Raw genomic sequence first — 20,159 nt, forward strand, 5'->3', positions numbered from 1 at the left:
CCCTACCGTGTTGCTGCGGGGTTCGCTGGGCCCGGCGGGGAGCGCAGGCTGTCGCTCCCCGCCGGGTATTCGCTCGAATCAGCCTCGCGCGCCGCGCTCCTGGTAGAACTGCCGCTGCTGCTTGCGGATACCGCGCCAGACCTTCGCGCGTTCGGCCGCCAGCCGCTTATCCGATCGCGCTGCGTTCCAGGCGTTTTCCCGTTCGAGCTTGCGATAGCTGTCGAAGCGGCGCTGGGTGAGCGCCCCGTTGTCGATGGCCTGCTGCACCGCGCAGCCGGGTTCGCCGTTGTGCGCGCAGTCGTCGAATCGGCATTGCGCCGCGAGGGATTCGATATCGCTGAAGGTTTTCTCGATGCCTTCGGCGGCATCCCAGATTCCGATGCCGCGCAGTCCGGGCGTATCGATCAACGTGCCGCCGCCGGACAGTGGCCGCAGCTCCCGATGCACGGTGGTGTGCCTGCCCTTCTTGTCCACCGCGCGAACGGTGCTGGTGGCGAAGACTTCCTCGCCGAGCAGGGCATTGGCGAGCGTCGATTTGCCGACGCCGGACGGACCGATCAGCGCGACGGTGCCGTCGAGCATCGCGGTGAGCACATCGAGTCCGTACCCGCTGTCGGCGCTGACGGCGAGCGCGACGGCACCGGGCGCGACGGCCTGTACCGCATCGAGCGGAATATCCAGCGCCGCATCGGCTTTGGTGAGCACCACGATCGGCTGGGCATTACTGTCCCAGGCCAGTGCGAGCATCCGCTCGATCCGGCCGAGATCGATATCGCCATCGGCCGCACTGCAGATCAGCACGGTATCGACATTCGCGGCGAGCACCTGGCCCTGTGCGCGGCGGTCCGCGGCCGAGCGCATGATCGCGCCCCGGCGCGGAAGCAGTTGCCGCACATGCAGTTCGGCATCGATGCTCACCCAATCACCGGTGCACAACCCGCTGATCTCGGAATCGGGCGTATTCAACCGCGGGCAGCGGGCGCGCGCGGAACCGGTCGGCGTCGCGACATCGCATTCGCTGCGATCCATCCGGATCACCCGGGCGGGGACGCACCCGTCCTCGATGAGCGCGGTGTATTCGTTGGCAACGGCTTCGGTCCAGCCGTAAGGGACGAGAAGGTCGTGGTCGACCATGATGGAAGGAATCCTTCGTCGGGCGCCGAGCCCGAACCGGGACTCAGCGAGAGGTATCTGAGGTGGAAGTCCGTGCGGCAGCGTGCGTTCGCACAGCTGACCCGGGCACGACAAACCGAACGTTGCGTGTCACGATCTCCACCTCCTCACTCATCTCTCGACGTTGCCCGCCCACTGTGGCATAGCGCGGAAAACCCGCGCAACCTATTTTTCGCCGGGGGTCTTCGCGTCCGGATCGGGCTTGCCGAACTGCTCGTTGCGGCCCAGGCTGCGCAGGTGGAACCATTCGCGCAGGCCGGCCGGATCGCGGCGGGTGACGAGGAAGAACCAGGAGAAGCGGATCCATTCCTGGGGGAGCAGTTTGCGCATGCCGGGCTGGGACATCAGATAGCCGCGGTTGCGGTAGGTGAAGTAGCGCTTCACCGGGTCGTCCGGATATTGCGTGTGCATGCGGCCGCCGAGGATCGGCTTGAATTCGGCGGCGCCATTGGGATGCAGGTAGGCCGTCTGTAGGCAGGTGCCGAAGGGCAGACCGGAGCGGACCAGCCTGCGGTGCACCTCGACCTCATCGCCGCGCACGAACAGCCGCAGGTCGGGGACGCCGATCAGATCGACCGCCTTGGCCGAGATCAGCGCGCCGTTGAAGAGCGAGGCGATGCCGGGCAGGAAATCCTCATCGCCCAGCTCGGAACGCAGCCGCCGCCAGACCACACCGCGGCGCAGCGGGAAGGCGAGGCGATCGGGTTCGTCGATATCGCAGACCACCGGAGATACCTCGACCAAGCCGTACCGCTGCGCGCAATCGAGCAGGGTGGCAAGGACTTCCGAACCGTCGGGGCGGCCGTCGTCATCGGCCAGCCACACCCAGTCCGCACCGAGGGTCAGCGCGTGCAGCATGCCGAGCGCGAAACCGCCGGCGCCGCCGAGATTATGCGCCGAGCCGAGGTAGGTGCATTCCAGCGGCTGCTGGGCGACCAGGTCCGCGACCTCGGGTTCGTTGGCGTTATCGACCACGATCAGGTGGTCCACCGGGCGGGTCTGGGAGGCAAGGACTTTCAGGGATTCGGCCAGCAGATCGACGCGCTTGTGGGTGACGACGACGGCGACGATCTTGGCATCGGGGCCGGTGCCGGCGGGGGTGCGGGCGGCTTCGATCTGCGCCGGTGATGGGTCGTCGGAGTCGGCCGGGTCCTGCGGGATTTGCAGCGCCTGGTCGTCCGCTCGATCAGGCTTCGGGGCGTTTGTGGTTTGCGCTGCCGCATCGGCTGCGGGCTGCGGTGCTGCGTCGTGCGGCGCGGGGGCGCTCGAGGTCGACGCGTCGGAGTCTTGTGGCACGGAGTCGATCGGGGTCTCGCGCCCCGCGTCGATCGGGGCGTTCTGCCCGGTCGGCTCACTCATGCCTGATTCCGCTCCAATTCTCGCTCGGTTCCCATTGTCCGTTCCGCTTCCATTTCCCGCAGCACGGTGGCGACATGATTGCCCGCCTCGGGGCCCTCATAGGCACGCACCACTTCTTCGATACCGCCGCGCAGGCGGATCTGCCCGTGGTCGACCCACATGGCGGTATCGCAGAGCTGGGCGAGAAATTCGTTGGAATGGCTGGCGAATACCAGGATGCCCGAGCGGGCCACCAGTGACTGCAACCGGAGCCGGGCCTTCTTCATGAATTCGGCGTCCACCGCGCCGATACCCTCGTCGAGCAGCAGGATCTCCGGATCGATCGAGGTCACCACGCCCATCGCGAGCCGTACCCGCATACCCGTGGAATAGGTGCGCAGCGGCATGGACAGATATTCACCGAGTTCGGTGAAATCGGCGATCTCATCGATCTTCGACAGCATCTGCTTGCGCGTCTGCCCGAGGAAAAGCCCGCGGATGATGATGTTCTCGTAGCCGGAGATCTCCGGATCCATGCCGACGCCGAGGTCGAATACCGGCGCCACCCGGCCGCGGATGCGCGCACTGCCACGCGAGGGTTCATAGATTCCCGAGAGCAGCCGCAGCAGCGTCGATTTGCCCGCGCCGTTGTGCCCGACCAGCCCGACCCGGTCGCCCTCTTTCAGCGACAGGGTGATGTCGCGCAGCGCCTCCACCACCACGACATCGGACTGATTGCGGCCGATCGCACCGCCCGCCTTGCCGAGAAACGCCTTTTTCAGTGACCGCGATTTGGCGTCGAAGATCGGGAATTCGACCCACGCCTGGCGGGTTTCGATACTCACATGGTCGGTCATCGGGCCCGATCTCCTATACCCAGTACGGCACGCGCGAACGGTACTGCTTCATGGCGAAGATCGCCACGATCCAGCCGACCACGGTGATGGCGCCGACGATCACCCAGTGATACAGATGCTGATCGTCACCGAGCAGCGGCGCGCGGACGATCTCCAGATAGTGGAAGGTCGGCACGATTTCGGCCAGCTTCGCGCGTTCGCTCACCTGACCGCCCTGTGACTGCAGACTTTTCGTATTCCACATGACCGGGGTCAGCACGAAAAGCATCAGCGTGAGGCTGCCGAGGATCGGCGCGATATCGCGGTAGCGGGTGCTGAAGATGCCGAACACGATCGAGACCCACATCGCGTTCAGGAACACCAGCCCCAGCGCGGGAATGGCGAAAATCGCGGTCCAGTGCAGTTTTTCCCAGACGCCGAAGGCGACCAGCACCACCAGATAGATCAGCATGTTGTGCGCGAAGAACAGCAGCTGCCGCCAGACCAGGCGGTAGACGTGCACGCTCAGCGCCGAGGGCAGCTGTTTGATCAGCCCCTCATTGGCGATGAACACCTCCGAGCCCTCGAGAATGCTGGCCTGGATCACATTCCAGACGATGATGCCGACGGCCACATACGGCAGATAGTCCTTGATCGACTGATCGAGCAGCGCCGCGTACAGAATGCCGATCGCGGCGGCCTGCACACCGGTCGCGATGGTGATCCAGAACGGACCGAGCACCGACCGGCGGTAGCGCTGTTTGATGTCCTGCCAGCCCAGGGACAGCCAGAGCTCGCGTTGGGCGAAGCCGCCGCGGAAGTCGCTGAACGCGCGCCCGAAGGTCTGCGAGTCCGAGACGATCGGTGTTTCGATCGCCGTGGACTGTGCGTCATCGGCTTGTTCGGTCGGCTGATCGACCGGGTTCTCATCCGCGGCTGCGGTGTTCTCGTCAGGTCGCACGGCTTCGGGACTTTCGTCGGAACGTGCTTGGCTGGTATCTGAACGCACTGAACTCTCTTCAGGACGATCCGGGCTGTCTTCGGGACGCGCCGTATTCACATCGGTAACCGAGTCGGGGCGAGCGGCAGCGGACGGCACGGTGCTCGACACTACCCTCGCAAATTCCGACCGATCCGGCTGGCACACGCTGACCGGGCGCGGCGAGGCTCAGAGATATTGTCCGGACCCGCCGGTGGCCGGGTTCCCGCGCGGGTCGGTCGCGTGGATGCCGGGCGGCAGCGCCCCCTGACGCATCTGCTCCAACTGCGCCCGCGCCGCCATCTGCTGCGCGAACAGCGCCGTCTGAATACCGTGGAACAGGCCCTCCAACCAGCCCACGAGCTGGGCCTGGGCAATGCGCAGTTCGGCATCGGAGGGGACGGCGTCATCGGTGAACGGCAGCGTGAGCCGCTCGAGTTCCTCGCGCAGCTCCGGGGCCAGACCCTGTTCGAGCTCGCGCACCGAGGATTTGTGGATCTCGCGCAACCGGGTGCGGCTGGCGTCGTCGAGCGGAGCCGCGCGCACCTCCTCCAGCAGCTGCTTGATCATGGTGCCGATGCGCATGACCTTCGCGGGCTGCTCGACCATATCGGCCAGCGATTCCTCGGCGTCTTCCTTATCGTCCGAATTGCCGGATTTCTCGTTGCCGTCGGTCACGACCTGCGCGGTGAAGGGCGTGTCCGAGCCAGGCTCCACCGGGATGGCCAGCGGCCTGCCGTCGGGCCCGATCACGACAATGGATTCCGGTGCTCCGTCCGATTGCGTCATGGTCCCCATCATGTCGCGTCCGCCGCAAACGCGCTAAGTCGGTCGCCTTCGATGAGGTCGCCGGGTCGGTGCCGCGGGCGCGAGGCGACGTCTATTCTGTTCGGGTCGTGTGGTTCGGATTTGCTGAAAGTCGGTTGCCATGCTGAGTCCCAGATCACTGCACCCCCGCCCGCCGGTGAGGGGGAACGCGGTTACCCAGGCTCGCCCGCTGCCCTTAGAGTGGCCAACATGACATACGACGTCGCGAGGGTGCGGGGCCTGATACCGTCCCTGGGCGACGGCTGGATCCATCTCGACCCGCAGGCCGGAATGCTGGTCCCGGATTCGGTATCTCGTGCCGTATCAACAGGTTTCCGAACCTCCTCGTTTTCTCATATCGGCCGCAACGGTGCCGCCGTGCGCAGTGCCGCGATTCTGGAGGCGGCCCGCGAGGCCGTCGCGGATCTGGTCGGCGGTGATCCGGCGGGTGTCGTGCTCGGACCGGACCGCGCGGTGCTGCTGGCCTGGTTGGCGGAGTCGCTGAGTTCGCGCCTCGGCCTCGGCACCGGGATCGTGCTGTCGCGATTGGACGATGAGGCCAATGTCGCGCCGTGGTTGCGGATCGCGAATCGCTACGGCGCCCATGTGCGCTGGGCCGAGGTGGAGATCGAGACCTGTGAGATGCCGTCGTGGCAGTTCGAGGAACTGATCGGGCCGACCGCCCGGCTGGTCGCGCTGACCGCCGCATCGCCGATCGTCGGCTCCGCGCCCGCGGTGCGCGTCGCGGCGGATCGGGTGCACGAGGTGGGTGGGCTGCTCGTGGCCGACTGCTTCGGCGCCGCCCCCTATGCCCTCATTGATATCGACGAACTCAATGCCGATGTGGTGGCGTTGAGCGCGCCCGCATGGGGTGGTCCCCAGATCGGCGCGCTGGTTTTCCGCGATCCGGCCTTCCTGGACCGGATTCCGTCGATGTCATTGAACCCCTACGCCAAGGGCGCCGAGCGCCTCGAGGTCGGCGGCCATCAGTACGCACTGCTCGCCGGGCTGACCACCTCCATTGATTTCCTCGCCGGCCTCGACGAACGGGCCAGGGGCACGCGCCGCGAGCGGCTCGAAATCTCCATTACCTCGCTGCAGGACTACCACGATCAACTCTTCGAGCACCTGATGGATGTGCTCGACAAGATCGCCAACCTGACCGTGATCGGCCGCGCCTCCACCCGCATTCCGACCGTCAGCTTCACCTTGGCGGGCATGCAGGCCGAGAAGGTCGCCGCCAAACTCGCCGATGCCCGCATCGGCACCGTCAGCGGCGTGCACGGCGGCAGCCGCCTGCTCGACGCCCTCGGTGTCAATGACGAGGGCGGCGCGGTAACTATCGGTTTGGCCCCGTACACAACGAAATTCGAAATCGACCAGCTCGGCCGCGCCCTCGCCGCGCTGGAGTGACTAGACGTCCTTGACGTTCAGGACGACCTTGCCGAAGGTTTCGGCGGAGTCGAGCAGGCGGTGCGCCTCGGCGGCTTCGGTGATCGGCAGTTCGGCATGCACCACCGGAACTATCGTGCCGTCGGCGATCAGCGGCCAGACCTGGCGGTTCAGTTCGGCGATGATGCTGGCCTTGCTATTGGCGCCGGTGGTGGGCCGGTTGCGAACGTTATTGGCGTGAATCGTGCCCCATTTGGCCAGCAGCGCACCGAGATTCAGCTCGGCGGCGACCCCGCCCTGCATGCCGATCACCACCAGGTGGCCGTGCTGGGCCAGCGCCTCGACATTGCGTGCGAGATAGGCGGCGCCCATGATGTCGAGGATGATATCGGCGCCCGGACCGCCGGCGCCGGACTCCTCGGCGCGGATCGCGGACACGAAATCGTCCTCGCGGTAATTGATCAGCACGCTCGCGCCCAATTCGCGGCACTGCTTCAGCTTCTCGGTCGAGCCCGCGGTCACCGCGACGCGCGCGCCCTGGCTCACCGCGACCTGAATGGCGTGGGTGCCGATGCCGCTGCCGCCGCCGTGGATCAACACCAGCTGCCCGGCATGCAGTCCGGCGGTCATCGCGAGATTCGACCAGACCGTCGCGGTCGCCTCGGGCAGTGCCGCCGCGGCGGCGAGATCGAGCCCATCGGGCACCGCGAGCACCTGGGTCGCGGCGACCACGACCTTTTCCGCATATCCGCCGCCGGACAGCAGCGCGCACACCCGGTCGCCGACCTGCCACTCCCGCACGCCGTCACCGACCTCGGCGATGACACCCGAGCACTCCAACCCCATGACCTCGCTGGCCCCGGGCGGTGGCGGATAGAACCCCTGCCGCTGCAATAGGTCCGCGCGATTGACCCCCGCGGCGGCGACCTCGATCAGCACCTCGCCGTGCCCCGGCACCGGATCGGCCGCCTCGGCCCACTCCATCACCTCGGGTCCACCGAACCCGTTCAGCTTGATAGCGCGCACCGCCCCATCCTGCCCCGGCCACCGCGCGCCCGCACCCGAACCCCGGCAAACCCGGTTCGCTGCTGGGCGGCAGTTGCTCGCGGACTTCGACGCCGCCATGGGGTTGTCCGGATGTGCGAGCCCGGCCGAGCTCGGTCGCTCGCTGATCGCGACAATGCGCTGCGGCGCTCGACTCCAAGTGTTCGCACCCCTGCCGCATGGCGAAGGGCAGCTCACCGAGTTGGTTTGATCGCATGTCCAAGTGATTTCGGGGTTCCGTTTTCCCAGTTCAGGCGGGCTTAGAATAGATATCGTGCAACCCGAAACGAGCAGCATCGCGCCCGTTGAGCCGCGATGGCTCTCAGCATCGCAGCAACGTGCCTGGCGGGCGTATATGGATGGCAACCAGCGCTTGGCGACGGCGCTCAACCGCCAGCTGCAACGCGATTCCGATCTCACCCTCGCCGAGTACCGGATCCTCGTCCTGTTGTCCGAGGCTCCCGACCGTTCACTGCGCATGAGCGAACTGGCCGACGGCGTACTTTCCTCACGCAGTCGGCTCACCCACCAGATCCGCCGCTTGGAGTCACAGCGGATGGTCCGGCGCAACACCTGCCTCGAGGACGGCCGCGGCGTACTCGCCGAACTCACCGACGAAGGCATGCGTCGCTTGGAGGCCGCCGCCCCCGGCCACGTCGAGGCCGTCCGCCGCAACTTCATCGACCTGCTCGATTCCCAGCAGCTCGAGGTGGTCGGTGAGGTATTCGCCCGAGTCGACAACGAGATCGGCAGCGGCGCCGACTGAACCGGCACACCACCCCTCGACGAGCGCCCCGGCCCGCCGGGTACGCTCGTTGACCTGGAGACGTGGCAGAGCGGCCGAATGCACTCGCCTTGAAAGCGAGCGTCGCGAGAGCGACCGGGGGTTCAAATCCCTCCGTCTCCGCCAGCTTCCCTGATGCGAGTTCCATTCGGTGCGTGGTGCGATGCTCTCGGAATGACACCTTGGCTTCCGCTGATCAGCTCGCTCGTCATCGCCTCGGTGACGCTCGTCGGTATCGGAATCAACAACCGCACGAACCGAGCTGCGATCAGCGCTGCCGACGAGCGTGAGTACCGCAAGTGGCGCCGCGAAATGGTCCTTCGACAGGGCAGCGAAGCACTGGAGACCGTTCTACTGGCGTCCGATACCTTGTCGGACGTATTAACCGGGTACTCCTACTCCGGAAAGACCTTGGACGATTTCGTCGATACCATCTATGAGTGCGAGCGGAAGCTCGACGCGATCGGCGCGACGCTCGACATGCTCGATGCGCATGCGGTCGCCAAGGCATGCGGCGAGATCAAGATCCAGATGATGGACGCGCTCGACCCTGCTCGGGAGGTGTGGAGTCTCCGCGAGGCACGAAAAATGCCGATCGATGACCGGCCCCTCGAAACGTACGTCGGCATCCTCTACCGCTTCCGCGACCAACTGTCGCACGTGGTGAACGCCGAACTTCACCGGCAGGCGCAATCTGATGAACGAACAACGGGTTAGCCCCAATTGAGCGCGTCTCCTGGGTGCTCGCCGCGGCGACGGATAGAGCAGTTCGTCTGCCTCTCATTCGAGTGGTCGCTCCGCAAGTGATCGTCGCATTGCCTGCTGCTCTGGCAGCGCTGGTCACGGTAACGCGCTGTCTCACTCACAGCAGAAGCTGGCATGTCCGTGAGGTCGAGCGGTTGCGGAAGGTGGTATCGGCAGCCGGTGAGGACTGCCCCAGGCTGCTGAAAGTCGCACTCGCACAGGAAATTCATTGGGTCGCCGCTACCTACGCGATCCGGGCCGACCCGCGAGGACAGCATCGACAGCGCGCCATAGGTTGTCGTCGAGCGGCGTGATCGCCGTCCGTCGTGGCTGTCGTCTTGGGCTGATAGGCGGACTGTCCGAAGATGTTGCGGTTCAGGGCATCTTGTCGGCGTGATCGCGTAGGGCGGAGCGTCTCCGGCTGAGGCGCGGTGGACTGGTCCGCACCGCGCCCAGGACGGAGGGTGTGCATAATTGGCGACGCTCTTATCTCACACCCGAGGGGAACCATGACCAAGTCGTTGTCCGTCGCCACCGCGCTCTCCGCCGCTGCTGCCGCTCTACTCTTCCTGCCGGCCGCGCCCGCGAACGCCGAGTCCCCGAGCTGCGCCAAGGCCACAGAGCTGATCAACATCGCAATCGACTCGAGCGGCGGCACCCTGGACCAGGCGACGGCGACAGCCCTGTCCGAGAGGCTGACCGGTCTGGCGAATTTCGCCCAGGGGGCCGAGAAGGAGGCCATCCTGGCCTACGCTCGAGCGCTGGTCGATGACGACGTCACAGAGCTCACCACCTACACCGACGAACTGAATCGCGTCTGCGTCTGACCCGCGCTCAGCAGAAGCGGCCGCCCACTTTTGCCCCGGCCCGCTCGGCGCCACGGCATGTTCCTGTTGCAAAGCGCTGCAAGGTGTTTCGGTACCGAACCACCGGTATGTCGACGCGCTGACGGCTCACCATAAGGAAGCGACCTCTGCGTGTGATCGACTTTGCGCTCCGATCAGGCGTGCTTCCCGATGGTGAGATCGCGGCTTAGTAGACGTAGGTTGTCGACAACGACTGCGATCACATTGTCGCCGTGGCGTTCGGGACGGGGCTGGCGCTGAGTTGACCCCGGAGGATGGCCGCGGTGCTGGATGGTGCAGAACCGGGATGCAGCTGAAGGCGCTCCGCGGCCTGGAATTGCGCTGGCGTGATGTCAACTTGGTCGAAGATGCACTGCGACGGCCGAAGTCGTCCAGCAGGCCGACATCTGACCGCTTCGTCCCGAACGCTGCTCCTGTGTGCCGGGATGGATCGGAAGATATCACTGCGCTGAAGTGCTTTGAAGTGCGTTCTCTCCCAGGAGGTTCCGTGCGGTCTGCTGCATTTCCGCTGCCTCCTGACATCTGATCCGTCTTGCAGCTCGCCCCTGTGCTCGTCTCGGCCTGCGCGAAAACCACATCGGTGTACTGTCCCTGACGACCACCGCGCTCGATGCCGGGCGAGCGGCGCACCTGTGTGATGTCGCGGATCACGCTTGTCGAGTGCTTGTTTCGTCATTGTCTGGAGTCACGCATTTGAGCACAACGCTGTCCCCCGACCAGCCAGAGACGCCTCCTGTGGCATCCGCATCGCCCGGCGACGCCGACGGGCCTCGCTTCCCGCTGTACTCCCCGGAGTTCTCCTCCGATCCGCACCGCGTCTATCGCGACATGCGCGACCGCTACGGTTCGCTCGTGCCGGTGGAACTGGCGCCGGGGGTTCCCGCGACGCTGGTGATCGGCTACTACCAGGCGCTGCGTATCCTCAACGACCCTGACCGGTTTCCGGCCGACCCACGCATCTGGGAAAAGGACATCCCCCACGACTGCCCCGTACTACCGATCCTTCAATGGCGGCCGACCGCGGTGCACAGCGCCGGAGCCGAACATGCACGGTTCCGGCAGGCGAACAGCGCCAGCCTCGCGGGCGTCGACCTCTACGCCATGCACAGCACCGTGGCGCGGATCGCGGTGTCGCTGATCAACACGTTCTGCGAAGCCGGTTCGGTGGATCTGATCAGCCAGTACGCGTTCCCGCTCACCTTCGCCGTGGTCAACGACATACTGGGCTGCTCGGCGCAGATCGGGCAGCGCGTCACAGCCGCCATGGCGGCGATCTTCGAGGGCATCGAAGCGCAGCAGGGAATCCAGATGTTCACCGAGGCGCTGTCGGAGCTGGTTGCCCTCAAGCGCGCCCACCCCGGCGACGACGCCACCACGCGGCTGCTGAACCACCCGGCCGAGCTCGACGACATGGAGATGGTCCACCAGCTTGCCAACCTTTACGGCGGCGGCATCGAACCGACACTCAACCTGATCATCAACACCCTCCTGCTGATCCTCACCGACGACCGATTCGCCGGCGGCGTCATCGGCGGTAGCCTGCAAACCCGCGACGCTCTCGACGAAGTGTTGTTCACCGACCCACCACTAGCCAACCACTGCCCCAGCTACCCGCGGCAGCCGACTCTGATCGACGACGTCTGGTTGCCTGCTCATCAGCCGGTCATCATCAGTATGACGGGCTGCAACAACGATCCCGGGGTGAATATCGGCGAGTACACGGACAACCGCTCGCATCTGGCATGGGGTGCGGGACCGCATGCGTGCCCTGCCCGCGACGTCGCATATCTGGTCGCTCAGGATGCCATAGACCAGCTTCTGGACGCCCTGCCCGATATCCAATTGGCTGTCCCCACCGACCGATTGACCTGGCGGCCCGGCCCCTTCCATCGATCCTTGGCGTCTCTGCCAGTGACCTTCCCGAAATCCTCTCCGCTGGATGCGATTTGACATGGTTTACGAGCCGATCGCCAACAGCGCCGCCGCCGACGAGCCATAACCGAACCAACAGGAGAATCGTGCCGTAGCCGATCATCGCCCAGGCCACAACTCCCGGTATCGGTGACGACATCGATGCATCCTCGCAGTCCGCGGAACTCGTGCCCGTCGGAGGATACTGCCGCCTCGGCCGTACTACCACGCGGCGCCGGATCAAGGTCACTCATAGCGTCACCCGCCGCAGAGCCAGCAACCATTAACCTGTCTAGGTCCGACGTCAAGCATCCGGTGAAGCCAAAACGTCAACGATCACTTGAAGCCCGACACCCGCGTAGACAGTTGTCATGGTTCCACCGATGCAGGCGATTTCGAGGTCTACATCGAGGCTGATGGTAGGGGGTGGCGCCGAGGCCGCCGTAAATTCTCCCGGCCCGCGATCGCGCACTGCCGGGGTCCGGCAAGGTCCGCTTATCGAGGGCATACGGGGGTGGCTGGCGACCTCCAATGGCGGGAGCGGTTGTCGAGGTCCGGAGACGGTCGACCGGGTGCGAAATCGCTGAACGGTTCGCGAATCAGGCTGTGTGCGGCGAGCATTGGAGACGTGGCTGAGCTTGCGCTGACCGCGGACCGTCGTGATGAACTGGCCGCGTTGCTGGGTGATGAGCAGCGACTTCGTGCCGAGTATCCGCAGGTGGCGGAGTACCTGGACACTGCGCCGATGCTGGCGGGGACAGGGAATGACCATGCGGACGCCGCATTCGATCTACGGATGGTGCACTTCATGACCGGGGGTCGCTCGGACACCTCGAATCCGTACTGGGACATCGTCGCGCCGTCGGTATCCGAGCACGACGGCCAGCGGGTGGTGAACGGTGGCCGTCCCCACGGCAGTGTGCGACTCGGCTTTGCGCAGACGATCTTGCAGGCTGCCTACGCGTACGCGATTCCGTCGCCGGAGACGATCGACTGGATGTCGCGGTTTTGCGATGGCCGCTCGGTGGTCGAGTTGGGTGCCGGTCGGGGGTATTGGGCGGCGCAGCTGGCGAATGCAGGTCTGAATGTCGAGGCGTACGACTCGGAACCTCCGGACCAAACCGAGAACGTCTCGTTCCTCCGGGCAGCGGGGCAAACCGATGTCTGGTACAGCGTTGGGGATCTCGATCGGCTCACAGCGCGGTCGAGCGGCGGGGAGGGTGATGTGCTGTTCCTCTGCTGGCCCCCGGGCTGGGGGAACACGATGGCGTCGGAAGCGCTTGCTGCGTTCGAAGCCGCGGGTGGCGAGCGAGTGGTCTACATCGGGGAACCGAAGGGGGGAAAGACCGGTGATGACTCGTTCTTCGATGGGCTGGCTGCGCGCTGGGCGCTGAAATCTGAAGATTCGCAGTTTGTTTCGTGGTGGAATCTAACGGACCATGCGCAGGGGTGGGTCCGACGTTGAGGCTCACCTGGAAGCAGATATCTGCTCGGTGGCCCGTCTGATTCGAACATCGCTGCCCGGGGTGCACGCGTCGACCGAATCGCAGCGAGCAACAAGGTCTCGGACATCGTTGTCCGCACGGCCATCGAACTGCTTCAGAGACTCGTTCGAGCGGCGCGGGGTAGCAACTTCGCGTGGGTGACACCGAAAACGTTCCGCAAAAAAGTCGGTACGAGGGTGAAGCGCAAGAAGGGGGTTGGAGGCCGCGTCCGAACAGCTGTGGCATGGCTCCAGGGCGATCACGGAACCGGTTCTATGCGGATGCCCCGGAGGAAGTGACGGACTATGCCGATGCCCGGGTTGGGGGTCCGGGGGCGAAGCCCGCCGGGCGGGGTGGGGGGATTGCACCGCCACAAAACACGACGAAATGAGCAACGGCTCACGCTCTTCGTGAGCATGAGCCGCTGGCGAGTGAAGTGCGCCCGAAGGGATTCGAACCCCTAACCTTCTGATCCGTAGTCAGATGCTCTATCCGTTGAGCTACGGGCGCATGCCTGTGTTCAGTTGTGGCCCGGCGAACCGGGGTGTGGCGGAGGCGAGAGGATTTGAACCTCCGGTCCCCGTGAAGGGACAACTCATTAGCAGTGAGTCCCATTCGGCCGCTCTGGCACGCCTCCTGGAGCCTTCTCTTCGAGGGCACCGGTTCCTTTCCGAACCGCCGAACAGGAAGGTTACAGTAGCCGACGTCCAGATCGCAAAACGCCAGGTAATCACCGAAGATTGCTATCGAACCAGTCGAAGATCCGGCTCTGGGAATCGGTGAGATCGTAGTCTTCGTCGCCGCCGGGTCGGTCGGCGCGGCGGTGCAGGCCGGGGTAGGTCACGACGAGGCTGGCGACCGCGGCGCGGGCGGTGGCATCGCGGAGTTGGTCGATCTGCTGGGGCGGGGTGGCCGGATCGTCGGTGCCGTAGAGGCCGAGCCAGGGCGCCTGTAGGTTCGGGGCCGCCCGGATGAGGGCGTCGGCTTCATCGGTGAGCGGTTCGATGATGCCGGGGGCGGCGACGCTGACCGCGGCCCCGACGGGGCGGTTGGTCGCGACCAGGAATGCGGCGGTGCCCGCGTGGTCGAAGCCGAGCACGCCGATGCAGTCCGGGAAGACGCCGCGGCGGGTGAGCCAGTCGAAACAGGCGTCGAAATCGTCGAAGAGTTCGTCGCCGAATACCTCGCGCGCGGGTTCGCCGTTCGCGCGGTGGAACAGATCGGGCGCAACCACCGTCCAGCCCTCGGTCGCCAGGGATTTCATGAGGTCCAGCAATGACCCGGTGAACTCCCGGGACTCGTGCAGCACCACGATGCCGCCGCGCGCGTTGCCCTCCGGTTCGGCCACCGTGATGGGCACCTGGGTGTCGGCGGTCCGGCGCTGGTCTTCGGTCGATGGTTGTGCTTCCGAACCGGAAATGATGTCGTCGCGACTACGTAGCGGCGCAATATCGTCGTAAATGCCCGACATGGAACCAGGGTAGGTGGATCTGCTGATCTTCGCGAGAAATTGCACGTGAGCGGCCCTGACGCCCAGAATTTCCGGTGCCCGGCATATGGTTGAAGCGTGACAGCGCATATCCGGCCGGACCTCGATTCGATCCCGGCGTACGTCCCCGGCCGCAATCATCCAGGCGCGGTCAAGCTCGCCAGCAACGAGACCACCTTCGGTCCGCTTCCGGCCGCCGCGAAGGCCATTGCCGAGGCCGCCGAACTGGCGAACCGCTATCCGGATAATCAGGTCACCGAACTGCGCGCGGCCATCGCGGACTTTCTCGGCGTCTCTGCGGCGAACGTCGCGGTCGGCTGCGGCAGTGTCGCGCTGTGTCAGGAGTTGGTGCAGATCACCTGTGACGCACCGACCGACGAGGTGCTCTTCGCTTGGCGCTCGTTCGAGGCGTATCCGATCGTCACCCAGGTCGGCAATGCGACGGCCGTGCGGGTGCCGCTCACCCCGGCGCATGTGCACGATCTGGATGCGATGGCCGCCGCGGTCACCGAGCGAACCAAGCTGATCTTTGTCTGCAATCCGAACAACCCGACCGGCACCGCGGTCGGTGAGGCCGAGCTGGTGCGCTTCCTGGACGCGATTCCGGAGCATGTGCTGATCGTGTTGGACGAGGCGTATTTCGAGTACATGCGGCTCGCCCCCGAGCAGCTTCCGAATGGTGTGGAACTCGGGCGGAACCGGCCCAATGTCATTGTGCTGCGGACCTTCTCCAAGGCCTATGGTCTGGCCGGACTGCGCGCGGGCTATGCGGTCGGCGATCCGGCCGTGATCACGGCGCTGATGAAGGTGCACATCCCGTTCAGCGTGAACCGGGTCGCGCAGGCCGCCGCGATCGCCTCGCTGGAGGCGCGGCACGAACTGCTCGACCGCACCGACACTCTCGTCATCGAACGTGATCGGGTGCGCGACGCGCTGCTCGCGGCGGGCTATGCGGTGCCGCCGAGCGAGTCGAACTTCCTGTGGCTCCCACTGGGGGCGCGCAGTGTCGAATACGGCGAGGCGAGCGCGGCGGCGGGGGTGCTGGTGCGGCCGTACGGCACCGACGGCGTGCGGGTGACCACCGGTGATGCGCATGAGAACGAGCAGTTCCTGCGGTTCGCTACCGATCCGGATGTGTTGGTGCGCTTCGGAATCGGCTAGCCGAGACGGTTCGAACCCGAACGCCTCGGACGCCCAGCACGCCTCAGATGCCCAGCGCCCGCGCGATCGTCGGCCACGACTGGCCCAGCTCGTCGGCCCAGTACGGCCATGAGTGGGTTCCGGTCGCCCGGAAGGTGGCGGTCACCGGAATCCCGAGTGCGGTGAGCCGATCGGTCAGCCTGCTGGTGCACAGATTGGTGGCGGCCTCGAGCGGACCGCCGAAACCGACGGTGCTGACCACATCCGGGTTGTCCAGGGTGTCGTATCGGCCGGGGAGGCCGCTGCCGACCGACAGATAGATCGCCTTGCCGCGCAACGCTTCCGCATGCAGCAGCACGTCGTGGTCGAGCCAGGCGGGATCGTGCTGATCGCCGAACATATTGTCCGGCGTGCCGCCATAGGTCGCCACCACCGCGCGAGCCTGCGCCTGTCCGAGATCGGTGCCCATGGAGAAGCAGCCACTGTGTCCGGCCACCGCCGTGTACAGCTTCGGCTGCCGGATGGCCAGCATCATCGCGGCCTCGGCGCCCATCGAGACGCCCATGACGGCATTGCGTCCGTTGCCGTTGAACTTCGCGTCGATGAGCGGCGGGAGCTCGCGCGTCAGGAAGGTCTCCCACATATTGGTGCCGAGCACCGGATCCGGGCGCTTCCAGTCGGTGTAGAAGCTGGCCGGTCCGCCGACCGTCAGCACCACATTGACGTTTTTGTCCTCGAAGAACCGGTCGGCGTGCCCGAGTGTGGTCCAGTTATTGCTCTCCGCCTCGGCGCTGCGGCCGTCGAGCATGTACACGGTGGGGCGCGGATGCGTCTGGTCGCGCGGGAGCAGCACCTGCACCTCGACGGTCCGGCTCATCGCGGGCGAGTTCACCCATACCCGCAGCCACCGGTCGTTGATGGGCACGATGTGATCGATCGAGGGCGGCGGCACGTTGGGGACGGTCGGCGCCGCGGGATCCGGACCGTCCGCCGATCCGGTATTGGGCCGGGCATCGCCGGGAGCGGCCAGTCCATGCGGCGCCCCGAACACGGCCGCACCGGCGATCAGTGCGACGCTCACGATTGCGCTGGAGACCCAACGCCGCACCTCCCGCCGAGACAGCATGCCGACCATCCTGCCAGAAATGCGAACGTGGACGCTCCAGCAATGGAAAGGCCGGTCATTATGTGATTCGAGCCACTGTTGCGGGTTGCTCTGCGGCGAGATGCGCTGCCAGCCGCGTTCCGCTCCGGTGACGTGCCCCACCCCCGCCGCGATCGCCCAGGTGACGACGAACGGCTCCGCGACAATGTAACCGAGATCACTCGGATTCGGATTCTCGATCCACGCGGCGGTCCCTGTCGACGTGATGGCCCGGCGCAAACTGGACCCGGCCGATGACATGCACTGCCAGCATGGTCGCCGACGTATCGACACTCCTGCGCACGAGCCGACCTCGTTGCTGGACGACCGATCGAATAACCGTACTGCGGCAGCAACATACAGGTCGGTCGGGTTGGGCCGATCGGTGAACAGTTGTCGGTGCCCTGCGGTGTGTCGGCAGATTCCGAACAGGCAATACGTCGAATTCAGGCACACGGCCAGCACACCGGTCCTACCCTTCTACACGGGCCTTTTCGGGTGTCGATCGGGACGAGCATGATCGTTGACAGCAAACATCAGCAGGCAGGTCATGCCGCTGTGTGCGCGGACGGCAACCCGACAGCCTGCTCGGCGCCGATTCAGGATCAGCCTTTCGCTTTCGGACGTCCCGCAACGTGGAGGCTAACTCGCGGACCGCCCGCCCATCCCGGTGTCAGCTGCGCTCCGCGCGCGAAATTCTCTGTCGATCAATGCCTGTCTGTGTTGCCGCAGTACCTGATGTCCGACCGGAGAAATACCGTGAACCAAGCGTTACCCGTCGTGTCGCTCGAACGCACCGCTGACACAAAGCCTTTCGGCCCAGATCTGACAAGGCGGTTGCGGGAATGCGATGAGTTCTTCCGACTGCCCGAACTCGCGCACCTGTCCCCGCAACGCCGCCGCACCGCGTTGGAACAGCTCCAACAAACCGGCAGCTACGTGCAGACCGCCGAGGAGATCCTCATCGGCGCCAAGCTCGCGTGGCGCAACCACGCCCGCTGCGTCGGGCGAAAACACTGGCGATCACTGAAATTGCTCGACGCACGGCGGGTGCGCTCGGCCCGCGACCTCGCCGAGGTCTGCTGGCAGCACCTGCATATGGCGACCAATGGCGGCGCCATCCAATCGATGATCACCGTCGGACCGCCGCGCCAGGCCGACGGCCGTGAATTCCGCATTGTCAGTCCACAACTCATCCGCTACGCCGGATACCGCAATGGTGACGGCACGGTGACCGGCGACGCCGCCAATATCGCGATCACCGAATTCGCCATGAAACTCGGCTGGCGTGGCGCGGGCACCCCCTTCGACATCCTGCCGGTGCTGATCAGCACCCCGGACGAGCCGATTCGCTGGTTCGATGTGCCGCCCGAGTTGGCGCGCGAGGTCGAGTTGGAACATCCCGAATTCGACTGGTTCGCCGGACTCGGCCTGAAATGGCACGCCCTGCCCGCGGTTTCGAATATGAACCTGGAGGTCGGCGGCATCACCTACCCGTTCGCGCCGTTCAACGGCTGGTATCTGGGCGCCGAGATCGGCGCACGCAATCTCAGCGACACCACCCGCTACAACATGCTGCCGCTCATCGCCGAAATGATGTGCCTGGACACCAGGACCGAACGCTCGCTATGGCGCGATCGAGCACTGGTGGAACTGAATCGTGCGGTGCTGCACAGCTTCCGGAAGTCGGGGGTGTACATCGTCGACCATCACACCGTTGCCAAACAGTTCTGCGACCACGTCAACCGCGAGCAGGCCGCGGGCCGCAAATGCCCGACGGACTGGAGCTGGGTCAATCCGCCGATCTCATCGGGTCTTACTCCGACCTTCCACCGCTATTACGACGAACCCGAGCCGGATCTGCGGCCCAACTTCGTGCGGCGGGATTTCGGCGGCGAGGGCGAAATCTGATCTTCGTTTTGCCGGCGGGTAGCACCGTCGATCGGCAAGAATGACGCCATGGCACGGCGCTCTATGGGCTCGAAATGGGATGGCTTCGGCGCACATTTGGAAAGTGCGCCGGGTCGGCTGCCGGTCGAGGTGCGGCGGTTGATTCGGGCGCGGGCCGGTGGTTCGGCCGGAGACGGTGCGGGCCAAGGCGATACGGGTCGAGACGAGACAGCTCGAGCCGATGCGATCCACAATGCCGCGCTTCCCGATGAGCTCGCCGCCTTCGTCGATCTGGTCGCCGAACGCTCATATCGGATCACCGAGAAGAACATCACCACGCTCTCCGAGGCCGGTCGCGGCGACGACGAGATATTCGAGGCGGCGATCATCGCGGCCTACGGTGCCGCCGACCGCCGCTACCGCGCCGCTCGCCGCTGCTGGGAAGGGCATTGAAATGTGGATCGACGCAGTCGAATCCCGCCAGGGACGCCCGGCGCGAATCATGTTCGCTTGCATGGAGCGCTTCAGCGGAGCCGAGGTTCCCGCGGTTCTGAAGGTCCTCTTCTACCGCCACCGCTACTTCGGCACCCCACTGTCCGACCTCATCCAGGACGCCCTGCGCGGTCCGTCATTCTGGACCGTCGCCGAACGCGAAATCTTCGCGACCCGAGCATCGCAATCCAATGAATGCCCCTTCTGTCACTCCGCCCATCGCGGCATCGCGGGTGCCTATCTCGCCGCCGATTTGGTCGACGAAGCCTTGGCCGGCGGCGATAGTTCCCCCCTTCGCCCCGAAGCACGCGCCATGCTCGAATTCGTGGGCAAGATGGTCCGTGACCCCGACGGCCTGACCCCCGGCGACGCCGACAAGATTCGCCAGTCGGGTGTCACTGCCGAGGCTTTCGATGAAGCTGTGTGGGTCGCAACCTTTTTCAGTGTGATCAACCGAGTGATGAATACCGTCGGCGCCGAGGCGCTGGAAGACCGCCAAACCCGTCTCAGCGCCCGTTTCATCAAGGCCTTCGGTTACCGAACCCCACCTCCAGTGCGTTATTTCTCTCGGGGCGTTTGAAGCGGCGCGCTTCAGCGGTGTTCTCGGGTGGCCGGATGATCGTGACGAAAGTCTGACGTGGCGGCG

At 65.4% G+C, this 20,159-nt stretch carries 18 protein-coding genes and 3 tRNA genes; 11 read left to right on the top strand and 10 right to left on the bottom strand.

The features are described 5' to 3' along the window. Nucleotides 1-78: 78 nt before the first annotated feature. The 5 genes from rsgA to ACQP2D_RS01200 form a co-directional block, all read right to left on the bottom strand. Nucleotides 79-1,134, bottom strand: coding sequence for a ribosome small subunit-dependent GTPase A (gene rsgA / locus ACQP2D_RS01180; RefSeq protein WP_433681889.1), 1,056 nt, complete (start codon nt 1,132-1,134; stop codon nt 79-81). A 204-nt stretch (nt 1,135-1,338) separates the two neighbouring features. Then, nucleotides 1,339-2,289 (bottom strand): galactofuranosyltransferase GlfT1, encoded by a 951-nt coding sequence (gene glfT1, locus ACQP2D_RS01185; RefSeq protein ID WP_433685968.1) that lies wholly within the window; start codon nt 2,287-2,289, stop codon nt 1,339-1,341. 239 nt (nt 2,290-2,528) lie between these two features. Further along, a complete protein-coding gene (gene wzt, locus ACQP2D_RS01190) occupies nt 2,529-3,368 on the bottom strand; it encodes a galactan export ABC transporter ATP-binding subunit Wzt/RfbE (RefSeq protein WP_433681890.1) in 840 nt (279 codons plus the stop codon). Between the two features lie 13 nt (nt 3,369-3,381). Then, nucleotides 3,382-4,221, bottom strand: coding sequence for a galactan export ABC transporter permease subunit Wzm/RfbD (gene wzm / locus ACQP2D_RS01195; RefSeq protein WP_433685969.1), 840 nt, complete (start codon nt 4,219-4,221; stop codon nt 3,382-3,384). A gap of 294 nt (nt 4,222-4,515) precedes the next feature. Continuing rightward, nucleotides 4,516-5,115 (bottom strand): bacterial proteasome activator family protein, encoded by a 600-nt coding sequence (locus tag ACQP2D_RS01200; protein WP_433681891.1) that lies wholly within the window; start codon nt 5,113-5,115, stop codon nt 4,516-4,518. A gap of 228 nt (nt 5,116-5,343) precedes the next feature. Here ACQP2D_RS01200 and ACQP2D_RS01205 point away from each other — a divergent pair, with 228 nt between their 5' ends. Then, the gene (locus tag ACQP2D_RS01205) at nt 5,344-6,546 is read left to right on the top strand and encodes a cysteine desulfurase-like protein (RefSeq protein WP_433681892.1); all 1,203 of its coding nucleotides are present in this window, start codon (nt 5,344-5,346) and stop codon (nt 6,544-6,546) included. On the opposite strand, the gene ACQP2D_RS01210 is transcribed toward ACQP2D_RS01205, so the two are convergent. Further along, nucleotides 6,547-7,551 (bottom strand): NAD(P)H-quinone oxidoreductase, encoded by a 1,005-nt coding sequence (locus tag ACQP2D_RS01210; RefSeq protein WP_433681893.1) that lies wholly within the window; start codon nt 7,549-7,551, stop codon nt 6,547-6,549. It abuts the gene before it with no gap. Nucleotides 7,552-7,843: 292 nt separating this feature from the next. On the opposite strand from ACQP2D_RS01210, the gene ACQP2D_RS01215 reads away from it, so the two are divergent. From ACQP2D_RS01215 to ACQP2D_RS01240, 6 genes are all read left to right on the top strand, one after another. Continuing rightward, nucleotides 7,844-8,335, top strand: coding sequence for a MarR family winged helix-turn-helix transcriptional regulator (locus tag ACQP2D_RS01215; RefSeq protein ID WP_433681894.1), 492 nt, complete (start codon nt 7,844-7,846; stop codon nt 8,333-8,335). A gap of 56 nt (nt 8,336-8,391) precedes the next feature. After that, nucleotides 8,392-8,479 (top strand) — tRNA-Ser (locus tag ACQP2D_RS01220). Between the two features lie 93 nt (nt 8,480-8,572). Next, entirely contained in the window at nt 8,573-9,070 is a 498-nt protein-coding gene (locus ACQP2D_RS01225) for a hypothetical protein (RefSeq protein ID WP_433681895.1), read from the top strand. 536 nt (nt 9,071-9,606) lie between these two features. Next, nucleotides 9,607-9,924 carry a hypothetical protein gene (locus ACQP2D_RS01230; RefSeq protein ID WP_433681896.1) on the top strand — a complete coding sequence of 106 codons (318 nt, stop codon included), beginning with the start codon at nt 9,607-9,609 and terminating at the stop codon, nt 9,922-9,924. An 867-nt stretch (nt 9,925-10,791) separates the two neighbouring features. Further along, complete coding sequence (locus tag ACQP2D_RS01235; RefSeq protein WP_433681897.1) at nt 10,792-11,913, top strand: cytochrome P450; 1,122 nt, start codon at nt 10,792-10,794, stop codon at nt 11,911-11,913. A gap of 589 nt (nt 11,914-12,502) precedes the next feature. After that, nucleotides 12,503-13,339 (top strand): hypothetical protein, encoded by an 837-nt coding sequence (locus ACQP2D_RS01240; protein ID WP_433681898.1) that lies wholly within the window; start codon nt 12,503-12,505, stop codon nt 13,337-13,339. A 456-nt stretch (nt 13,340-13,795) separates the two neighbouring features. On the opposite strand, the gene ACQP2D_RS01245 is transcribed toward ACQP2D_RS01240, so the two are convergent. From ACQP2D_RS01245 to ACQP2D_RS01255, 3 genes are all read right to left on the bottom strand, one after another. Next, a tRNA-Arg gene (locus tag ACQP2D_RS01245) sits at nt 13,796-13,868 on the bottom strand. Between the two features lie 37 nt (nt 13,869-13,905). After that, nucleotides 13,906-13,995 (bottom strand) — tRNA-Ser (locus ACQP2D_RS01250). Nucleotides 13,996-14,088: 93 nt separating this feature from the next. After that, nucleotides 14,089-14,829, bottom strand: a complete 741-nt coding sequence (locus ACQP2D_RS01255; protein ID WP_433681899.1) for a dienelactone hydrolase family protein — start codon at nt 14,827-14,829, stop codon at nt 14,089-14,091. A 96-nt stretch (nt 14,830-14,925) separates the two neighbouring features. On the opposite strand from ACQP2D_RS01255, the gene hisC reads away from it, so the two are divergent. Continuing rightward, nucleotides 14,926-16,008 carry a histidinol-phosphate transaminase gene (hisC, locus tag ACQP2D_RS01260; protein ID WP_433681900.1) on the top strand — a complete coding sequence of 361 codons (1,083 nt, stop codon included), beginning with the start codon at nt 14,926-14,928 and terminating at the stop codon, nt 16,006-16,008. Between the two features lie 43 nt (nt 16,009-16,051). Here hisC and ACQP2D_RS01265 read toward each other — a convergent pair whose 3' ends face one another. Then, a complete protein-coding gene (locus ACQP2D_RS01265) occupies nt 16,052-17,392 on the bottom strand; it encodes an alpha/beta hydrolase (RefSeq protein ID WP_433681901.1) in 1,341 nt (446 codons plus the stop codon). Nucleotides 17,393-17,869: 477 nt separating this feature from the next. Between ACQP2D_RS01265 and ACQP2D_RS01270 the strand changes: the two genes are divergently transcribed. The 3 genes from ACQP2D_RS01270 to ACQP2D_RS01280 all read left to right on the top strand — a co-directional run bounded on the left by ACQP2D_RS01270 (nt 17,870) and on the right by ACQP2D_RS01280 (nt 20,093). Next, nucleotides 17,870-19,042, top strand: coding sequence for a nitric oxide synthase oxygenase (locus tag ACQP2D_RS01270; protein WP_433681902.1), 1,173 nt, complete (start codon nt 17,870-17,872; stop codon nt 19,040-19,042). A gap of 48 nt (nt 19,043-19,090) precedes the next feature. Beyond that, entirely contained in the window at nt 19,091-19,474 is a 384-nt protein-coding gene (locus tag ACQP2D_RS01275) for a hypothetical protein (protein WP_433681903.1), read from the top strand. A gap of 61 nt (nt 19,475-19,535) precedes the next feature. Beyond that, a complete protein-coding gene (locus tag ACQP2D_RS01280; protein ID WP_433681904.1) occupies nt 19,536-20,093 on the top strand; it encodes a carboxymuconolactone decarboxylase family protein in 558 nt (185 codons plus the stop codon). Nucleotides 20,094-20,159: the final 66 nt, after the last annotated feature.

Origin of the sequence: Nocardia sp. CA-119907 (genome assembly GCF_050955995.1) — a bacterium.
Taxonomy (GTDB): domain Bacteria; phylum Actinomycetota; class Actinomycetes; order Mycobacteriales; family Mycobacteriaceae; genus Nocardia.